Here is a 7888-nt window from a genome sequence, read left to right as displayed (position 1 = left end):
TCCTAATCCCCCACTAAACACTGGAATACCGCGCCGCGCTTTCTCTTTTATGCGGCCTACGTCTATTCTTTTTATTTTGATCTGTCCGAGCGGGGGAACCCCTACCCCCATGCGGACAGGCAAATATCCAGTCGGCGAGCGCGCCATTCCTACAAAAGGGCGCACTTCACCCACTATATTTTAGAATATTATACCATTTCAAAAATTTTACTACAACAACCTTTGCCTAAAAAAAAGGAAATATCAGTAAATTTATTCATTTTGAACGACTTTATGTTTTGAATTTGTCTAAAAATACAACATTTTGTGAACAAAAATAGCACAAACGAGGGTGGGAATGCTATAATAACGGCAAGATAAAATATAGTTTTGCGATCTATTTTCAGAATTCTCGCGGCCGACCTAGGTTCAAGGCCATTTTCCCATTTAATTTCCGGTCCGTCCGCGGCAATGGCCAAGTCTGACGCGGCGTACTTAAACGAGAACCATCACAACCAGAAAAGGATCTGCCATGAAACGTTTCTTCTTCCTCCTGTGCGCCCTCGCGCTTCTTTGGGGCGTCGGCATGTTTTTGCCGGCCGAGCCGCCGCTCCCAGCACCCGAAGCAGCTCCCGCGCCCGAGCGGGAGCCCGGGCCCGTTACCGTCACTCTGGTGGCCGCCGGGGACAACCTGATCCACGATGTGCTCTACGAGCAGGCAAAAACCGGGAGCGGCTACGACTTCTGCCCGCTCTACCGGCACATCCGCCCGCTGATCGAAGAAGCCGACCTCGCGCTGATCAACCAGGAGACGCCGATGGCCGGCAGTTTCCCGCCCTCGGGCTACCCCCGTTTCAACTCCCCCGTGGAACTCGCGCAGGGACTGGCGCAGAGCGGCTTCGACGTGCTCAGCCTCGCCAACAACCACATGCTGGACATGGGGCCCGAGGGGCTGGGGGAGACCATCGGGCTGGTGCGCGAAACCCCCGGCCTCTCGGTGACCGGGGCGTTTTTGCCCGGCGAGGAGGCCGCCCCCCTTCTGCTTGAGAAAAACGGGATCACCTTCGCCATTCTGGGCTTCACCTCCTACACCAACCTCGGCGGCGGGGCGGATTCGGGCGGCGGGATGGTGCCGCTGCTGCGCGACGACGAACGCCTGCGCGCCCTGATGGCGCGGGCGCGTGAGCGCGCCGACGTGGTGGTGGTCTACACCCATTGGGGGCAGGAGGATTCCTTCGCCGTCACCACATCGCAGCGCGATAGCGCGCGGCTGCTCGCCCGGGAGGGGGCCGACATCATCCTCGGCAGCCACCCGCACGTCGTCCAGAGCGCCGAAGCGCTCGCCGCCCCGGACGGGCGGCAGGCGTGGGTGCTCTATTCGCTGGGGAACCTGGTCAGCGCCCAGCGCAAGGGGCAAAACCTCGTCGGGCTGCTCCCCCGCTTCACCATCCGCAAGGGGGCGGACGGCCGGGTGGAGATCGATCCGCCCGCGCTCACCCCGGTGGTGACCTACTACGGCCCCCACTTCCGGGACCTCGCGGTCTATCCCCTCAAGCAGTATACCCCCGACCTCGCCGCCGGGCACGGGGTGCGCGCCTTCGGGGAGGAGCTCTCCCCCGAGGCGGTACGTGCAATCCTTAGGGAAAACGGGATCACACAGTAAAAAAAGGCCGGGCAGAAGCACTTACTTCTGCCCGGCCTTCTTATTAATATATAACGCTACAGGTCGTTGCGCACCAGGTCATCCAGCGACTCCCGCCGCACGACCACCCGGCTCTTGCCGTCCTTCACCATCACCACCGCCGGACGGGGCACCCGGTTGTAGTTGGAGGCCATCGAGTAGTTATAGGCCCCGGTCGAGAGCACGGCGAGGATATCCCCCGGCGAGCAAGGCTGTACCTTCGCCCCCTCGGCGAGCAGGTCGCCGCTCTCGCAGCAGCGCCCCGCGATGGTGACCGTCTCTGTCTTCGGTTCCCCGGCGCGGTTGGCAACGATGGCCTCATACTTCGACTGGTAGAGCGCATAGCGCGGATTGTCGGTCATGCCGCCGTCCACCGAAAGGTAGGTGCGCACCCCGGGGATCTCCTTGCGCGCGCCGACGGTGTAGAGGGTGATCCCCGCCCGCCCGACGATCGAGCGTCCCGGCTCGAGCACGACGTAGGGCACCGGCAACCCTTCGGCCGCCGCCCCCTCGTGGATTGCCAAGCTCACCCGCTCCATGAAGCGCTCATAGGGAACCGGATCGTCCTCCTCGGTGTATTTGATCCCAAAGCCTCCGCCGAGGTTGAGCAGCTTCATCTCCAGCCCGCACTCCCGCCTGATCTGGCCCATCAGGCCGATCAGGCGCCTGGCCGCCAGGCAGAAGGGCTCGACCTCGAAAATCTGGGAGCCGATGTGGCAGTGCAGCCCCACGAGCCTTGCCCGCCGCAGCGCGGCGCACTCCCTGGCCGCGGCGAGCGCCTCGCCGGTCTCGAGCGCGAAGCCAAACTTGCTGTCGATCTGGCCGGTGCGGATGAACTGGTGGGTGTGGGCGTCCACTCCGGGCTTGACCCGCAAAAGGATTTTCATCTCCTGCCCCTCCCGCTCGAGCAGGTGCTCGAGGGTATGCAGCTCCCTCAGGTTGTCCACCACGATATACCCGACGCGCTGCCTGATGGCGAACTGCAATTCGCCCTCTGATTTGTTGTTGCCGTGGAAGAAGATTTTATCCGCCGGGAACCCGGCGAGAAGAGAGGTGTAGAGCTCACCCTCCGAGACCACGTCCACCCCCATCCCCTCCTGCTGCACGATCCGGTAGATCTCCTTGCAGGAGAAGGCCTTGGAGGCGTAGGCGGCGATCCCGCGCCCGCCGTAAAACTCATCGATCGCGCGGCGGTAGCGCCGGCAATTGTCCCGGATCATCCCCTCGTCCATCACATACAGCGGGGTGCCGTACTCCTTGGCGAGCGCGACGGTATCCGCCCCGCCGATGGTCAGGTGGCCCTCCCGGTTCACCGAAAAGCTCTCGTTCATTCCTCTGCCTCCCCTTCCTCACCGCTCTCTTCGGCGACGTCCTGCGAAATCTCATCGAGGATGCCGCGTATCTCCCCGACCCCCTCGCCGGTCTCGGCGGAAAAGGGGATCAGCGTGAGCTGGTCCCCGCAGGGCAGCTCCTGGCGTATCTTTTGCAGCCGCTCCTCGCGGGCGGTCTTCCCGAGCTTATCCGCCTTGGTCAGCACGCAGACGAAGGGGAACTCGTGCTCGATGAGGAAGTCCACCATCTGCCGGTCGTCCGCGGTGGGCGGGTGGCGCATATCAATCAGGGAAAAGACGAGCGCCACGTCCCGCTCGTCGGCAAAGTATCCGCCGATGAGCTCGCTCCAGCGCCGCTTTTCACTCTTCGAGACCTTGGCGTAGCCGTAGCCCGGCAGGTCCACAAAGCGCAGGTTCTCCAGGCGAAAGAAATTGATGGTCGCCGTCTTGCCCGGCACCGCGCTCACCCGCGCCAGGTTCTTGCGGTTAAAGAGCTTGTTGATCATCGAGCTCTTGCCCACGTTCGAGCGCCCGGCAAAAACGATCTCGGGCAGGTCGCTCTTCCCGAGCTGCGAATAGGTTCCAAAGGAGCGCTCAAACTCGACATTGTGATAATTCATGGCCATGCCTCCAGTCGGGTAGGTCTCTTCTTATTGCGGGATGGGGATCGGGCTGCTGTGCACCGGCGCCTCGCCGGTGGCGGCGGGCAGCGGCTTCTGCGCGGGGAGGGGCTGGCGCGGGCCCTTTTTTTGCCCCTCGCACAGGGCGATCTGCAGCACCTGCTCGATCTGCGAGACCGGGCGCAGGGTCAGCGCCTGCCGCACCACCGGTTCCATCTCCTCGATGTCCGGCTCGTTTTGCTTCGGGAGGATGACGGTTGTAATCTTATTGCGGTAGGCCGCCATGGTCTTCTCCCTCAGCCCGCCGATGGGCAGCACCCGCCCGCGCAGGGTGATCTCCCCGGTCATCGCCACGTCGTGGCGCACCTTCACGTCCGATAAAGCCGAGATCAGGGCGGTGACGATGGTCACCCCCGCGCTCGGGCCGTCCTTGGGCACCGCGCCCTCGGGGAAGTGGATGTGGATGTCGCTGCTCTTATAGAAGTCCGGGTCGATCCCGTAGCGCTCGCCGATCCGGCGCACCACGCTCACCGCCGTCTGGGCGGACTCCTTCATCACGTCGCCCAGGCTCCCGGTCAGCTCGAGCTTGCCGGTGCCTTTGAGCACCGAGACCTCGACTTGCAGCAGCTCGCCGCCCACCGAGGTCCAGGCCAGGCCGTTGACCACCCCGACCTGGTCGAACCCCTCGAGCTCGTCGGGCTTAAACTTCGCCACCCCCAGCAGCTCGCCGATCCTTTTCTGGGAGAGGACGATCTTCTCCTGTTCCCCCCTGGCGATCAGCTTCGCGCACTTGCGCAGCACCGAGGCGATCTCCCGCTCGAGGGAACGCACCCCGGCCTCCCGGGTGTAGTTGTCGATCAGGGTATAGACCGCTTCCTTTTTAAAGGTGATCTGCGAGGCGGCGAGGCCGTGGCGCTTCATCTGCTTGGGGATCAGGTGGCGCTTGGCGATGTTATATTTTTCCTCCCGGGTGTAGCTCGAGAGCTCGATGACCTCCATGCGGTCGAGCAGCGGCGCCGGGATGGTGGAAAGGTCGTTGGCCGTGGCGATGAAAAGCACGTCGCTCAGGTCGAAGGGCAGCTCGATGAAGTGGTCGCGGAAGGCCACGTTCTGCTCGCTGTCCAGCACCTCGAGCAGGGCGCTCGAGGGGTCGCCGTTGTAGCTGCTGCCCAGCTTGTCGATCTCGTCGAGCAGGATCAGCGGGTTCTTGCTGCCGGAGAGCTTGATGGCGCCTATCACCCGGCCGGGCATCGACCCGATATAGGTCTTGCGGTGCCCGCGGATGTCCGACTCATCCCGCACGCCGCCGAGGCTCAGCCGGGCGTAATTGCGCCCCATCGCCTTGGCGATCGACTTGGCGACCGAGGTCTTGCCGACGCCGGGCGGGCCGTACAGGCAGATGATCTGCCCCTTGATGTCGGGGGCCAGCTTGCGCACCGCGATCAGCTCGAGGATGCGCTCCTTGACCTTCTGCATGCCGTAGTGGTCCCGCTCGAGCTGGGCCCGGGCCTTGTCCACGTCCAGCTTCTCCTTGGTGTAGGTGTTCCAGGGCAGCTCGAGGCAGGTGTCCAGGTACCCCCGGACCACCCCGGCCTCGTGCGAGTTTGCCGGCATTTTATAAAGGCGCTTGGCCTCCTTTTCGAGCTTCTCGCGGCACTCGTCCGGAAGCCCCAGCTTCTCGATCTTTTGCAGGTAGTCCTCGATCTCCTGCTCGGGGTTTTCGTCCTCGTCGAGCTCCTGGGAGATGGCCTTCATCTGCTCGCGCAGGTAGTATTCCCGCTGGTTCTTGTCCACCTGCTCGCGCACCCGCTCCTGGATCTGCTGCTCGGTGGAGAGGATCTCGTTCTCGCTCTCCAGGAAATGGGCGAGCATCTCCAGGCGCTTGGTGGGGTTGTTCTCCTCCAGGATGGCCTGCTTCTGGGCCACGTCCATCGGGATGTTCCCCGCGATGTACTCCGCTATGTACACCGGGTCGTCGCTCATATAGACGCCCATGACGAACTCCTTGGGCATCTTGGGCGAGAGCGCGCAGTACTCCTCGAAATAGTCCTTGACCGTGCGGATGAGCGCCTCGCAGAGGATGGTGTTGACCACCTTGCGCGGGCGCAGCGGGAAGGGCTTGCACCGGGCCTTGATATAGGGCTCGAAGGCGGTGATCTCCACCGTCTTGGCGCGGTACTCGCCCTCGACCACCACCCGCAGCACGTCGTCCTGGGGCTTTAAGATCTGGCGCACCGTGGCGACCACCCCGACCTGGTAGAGCGACTGGGCGTTCACCTCGTCGCTGCTAAGGTCGCGCTGGGCCACCATGAAGATTTTGCGCTCGCCCTGGATCGCCGCGGTCAGCGCCTGGATGGAAATCTGCCGTCCCACGTCGAAGTGCAGCACCATGCGGGGAAAGAGCACCAGCCCGCGCATGGCGATGACCGGCATCTCCCCCACTTCCTTGCCGCCCCCCTCGGGGACGACCTCGGCCTTTATTTTGATTCTTTCGCTCATTTTTATAACCATTCCTTTCCCGGGAACCGGCCCGTTGCCGGCCCCGTCCCTTTGAGAAAACCCGCGGGCAGGGCCCGCTCTATCAAAAAGTTTCGTGTCTGCTTTATATTGAATCAATATTATACTAAATAAGTTGCCTATTTGCAAGTAAACACTTCGTGAACCGGATATAGCAAATCTGTTGCCGCGCCTTGACAGGCGCGCCCCACCCTTGTATGATGGTGAAAACACGCCGAAGGAGGCGCCGCCATGCTCATGCACAAAGGCACCGTACCGCTGGAAACGCCCCGCCTGGCCCTGCGCCGGTTCTGGCCCGAGGACACGCCGTCCGTCTACCGAAACTGGGCCAGCGACCCCCAGGTTACCCGCTATATGCGCTGGAGCCCGCACCAGAGTGTGCAGGAGACGGGGCAGGTGGTGGAAAGCTGGGTCAAGCACTATAGCCAGCCCAGCTTTTACCTGTGGCTGATCGAGCTGCGGGAGACCGGCACGCCCATCGGCGCTCTGGAGGCCACGATCACCAGCGAAAACGACGCCTGCGCCGAGCTCGGCTACTGCCTGGGACGGTACTGGTGGGGCGGCGGGCTGATGAGCGAGGCGGTGGCGGCCGCGATCCGCTTCCTTTTTCAGGAGGTCGGCCTCAACCGGATCGAGGCCTGCCATTCGGTGCGAAACCCCGCCTCGGGCCGGGTGATGGAAAAATGCGGCATGACCTTCGAGGGGATGGCACGGCAGAAATACTATTCCCCCACCGAAGGGTTCCAGGACTGCCGCACCTATGCCATCCTGCGCGGCGACTGGACGGAATATTTACAAATTTCCCAACAATTCCATACACAAAATTAAAAAAGAATGCTATAATAAGATTTAGGGCTGTTTTGCACAGCCGCTGCGGGTCCTGCCCGCCGGTTAAAAACGAAGTGGAAGTGTGTGTCATGTCCTATTCCCTGGCAGAAAACGATATCATCCGGGTTGCCTCCTTCAACCTGCGCCGGGATTTCGGTCCGCGGCGCAAATATCCGTGGGAGGTGCGCCGCTCCATTGCCGCCGACATCATCCGCGATTCGGGCGCGGCGATTATCGGCGTGCAGGAGGTGCTGCCCCAGATGCGGCAGGACATCCGCAACCTGCTGACGGATTACAGCATCTTCGGCGTGGGCCGGATGATGGGCAAGAAGCCGAAAAACGACGAGCACGCTGACATTATCCTTAAAAACGACGACGTCGAGGTCACCTGGTACAAGACCTTCTGGCTTTCCAAGAAGCCGGACACCGTTTCGCGGGCGTATTTCGCGATGTTCCCGCGCATCTGTACCGTGGCGGTGGTCAAGCTCAAAAAGAGCGGGCGGCGTATCCGGGTGTTCAACACCCATTTCGACCACGTCTGCTGGATGGCGCGCACCCTCGGGGTTCGCATGATCCTCGACTATATCAACCAGACCAATCTCGACGATCCGCTGCCCACCATCGTGATGGGGGACTTCAACGCCCATCCCAACTCGACGGCGGTCAAGATCATCCGCGAGCAGATGCACGAGTACCGCAACGTCCATCTGAAGGACGTGTACGGGGTGCTCGACTCGGTGTTCAACACCTATCACGGCTCCAAGGGGAAGATCAAGCCCCGTTCCTCCCCCATCGACTACATCTTCGTATCCGACGAGTTCGAGGTGGTGGATGTGAATATCGACACCCAAAGCCGGGACGGGGTTTACCCTTCCGACCACTACCCGGTGATGGCCACCCTGCGGTTCAAGGATATGGCCTAAACAGGTAAA

6 protein-coding genes are annotated in these 7888 nt (G+C 62.1%); 3 read left to right on the top strand and 3 right to left on the bottom strand.

Annotation, left to right across the window (positions count from 1 at the left end; all coding sequences use genetic code 11):
• Nucleotides 1–511: 511 nt before the first annotated feature.
• Nucleotides 512–1642, top strand: coding sequence for a CapA family protein (locus B5477_RS03060; protein ID WP_079698335.1), 1131 nt, complete (start codon nt 512–514; stop codon nt 1640–1642).
• Between the two features lie 56 nt (nt 1643–1698).
• Here the strand turns inward: B5477_RS03060 and lysA are convergent, their stop codons facing one another.
• From lysA to lon, 3 genes are read right to left on the bottom strand one after another with little or no spacing between them, the layout of a single operon-like run.
• Nucleotides 1699–2991: a diaminopimelate decarboxylase gene (gene lysA / locus B5477_RS03055; RefSeq protein ID WP_079698334.1), complete on the bottom strand. Its 1293-nt coding sequence runs from the start codon at nt 2989–2991 to the stop codon at nt 1699–1701.
• Entirely contained in the window at nt 2988–3611 is a 624-nt protein-coding gene (gene yihA, locus B5477_RS03050) for a ribosome biogenesis GTP-binding protein YihA/YsxC (RefSeq protein WP_079698333.1), read from the bottom strand. The genes lysA and yihA overlap by 4 nt, the downstream gene beginning before the upstream one ends.
• 30 nt (nt 3612–3641) lie before the next feature.
• Nucleotides 3642–6110: an endopeptidase La gene (gene lon, locus B5477_RS03045; RefSeq protein WP_079698332.1), complete on the bottom strand. Its 2469-nt coding sequence runs from the start codon at nt 6108–6110 to the stop codon at nt 3642–3644.
• A 249-nt stretch (nt 6111–6359) separates the two neighbouring features.
• Between lon and B5477_RS03040 the strand changes: the two genes are divergently transcribed.
• Nucleotides 6360–6956: a GNAT family N-acetyltransferase gene (locus tag B5477_RS03040; protein ID WP_079698331.1), complete on the top strand. Its 597-nt coding sequence runs from the start codon at nt 6360–6362 to the stop codon at nt 6954–6956.
• A gap of 89 nt (nt 6957–7045) precedes the next feature.
• Nucleotides 7046–7879, top strand: coding sequence for an endonuclease/exonuclease/phosphatase family protein (locus tag B5477_RS03035; RefSeq protein ID WP_159448909.1), 834 nt, complete (start codon nt 7046–7048; stop codon nt 7877–7879).
• The last annotated feature ends 9 nt before the right edge of the window (nt 7880–7888 follow it).

Source organism: Provencibacterium massiliense (assembly GCF_900169495.1).
In the GTDB taxonomy this organism is placed as follows: Bacteria; Bacillota; Clostridia; order Oscillospirales; family Ruminococcaceae; genus Harryflintia; species Harryflintia acetispora.
Note: the sequence above shows the minus strand (reverse complement) of the source record. Positions and strands in the feature narration are given on the sequence as shown.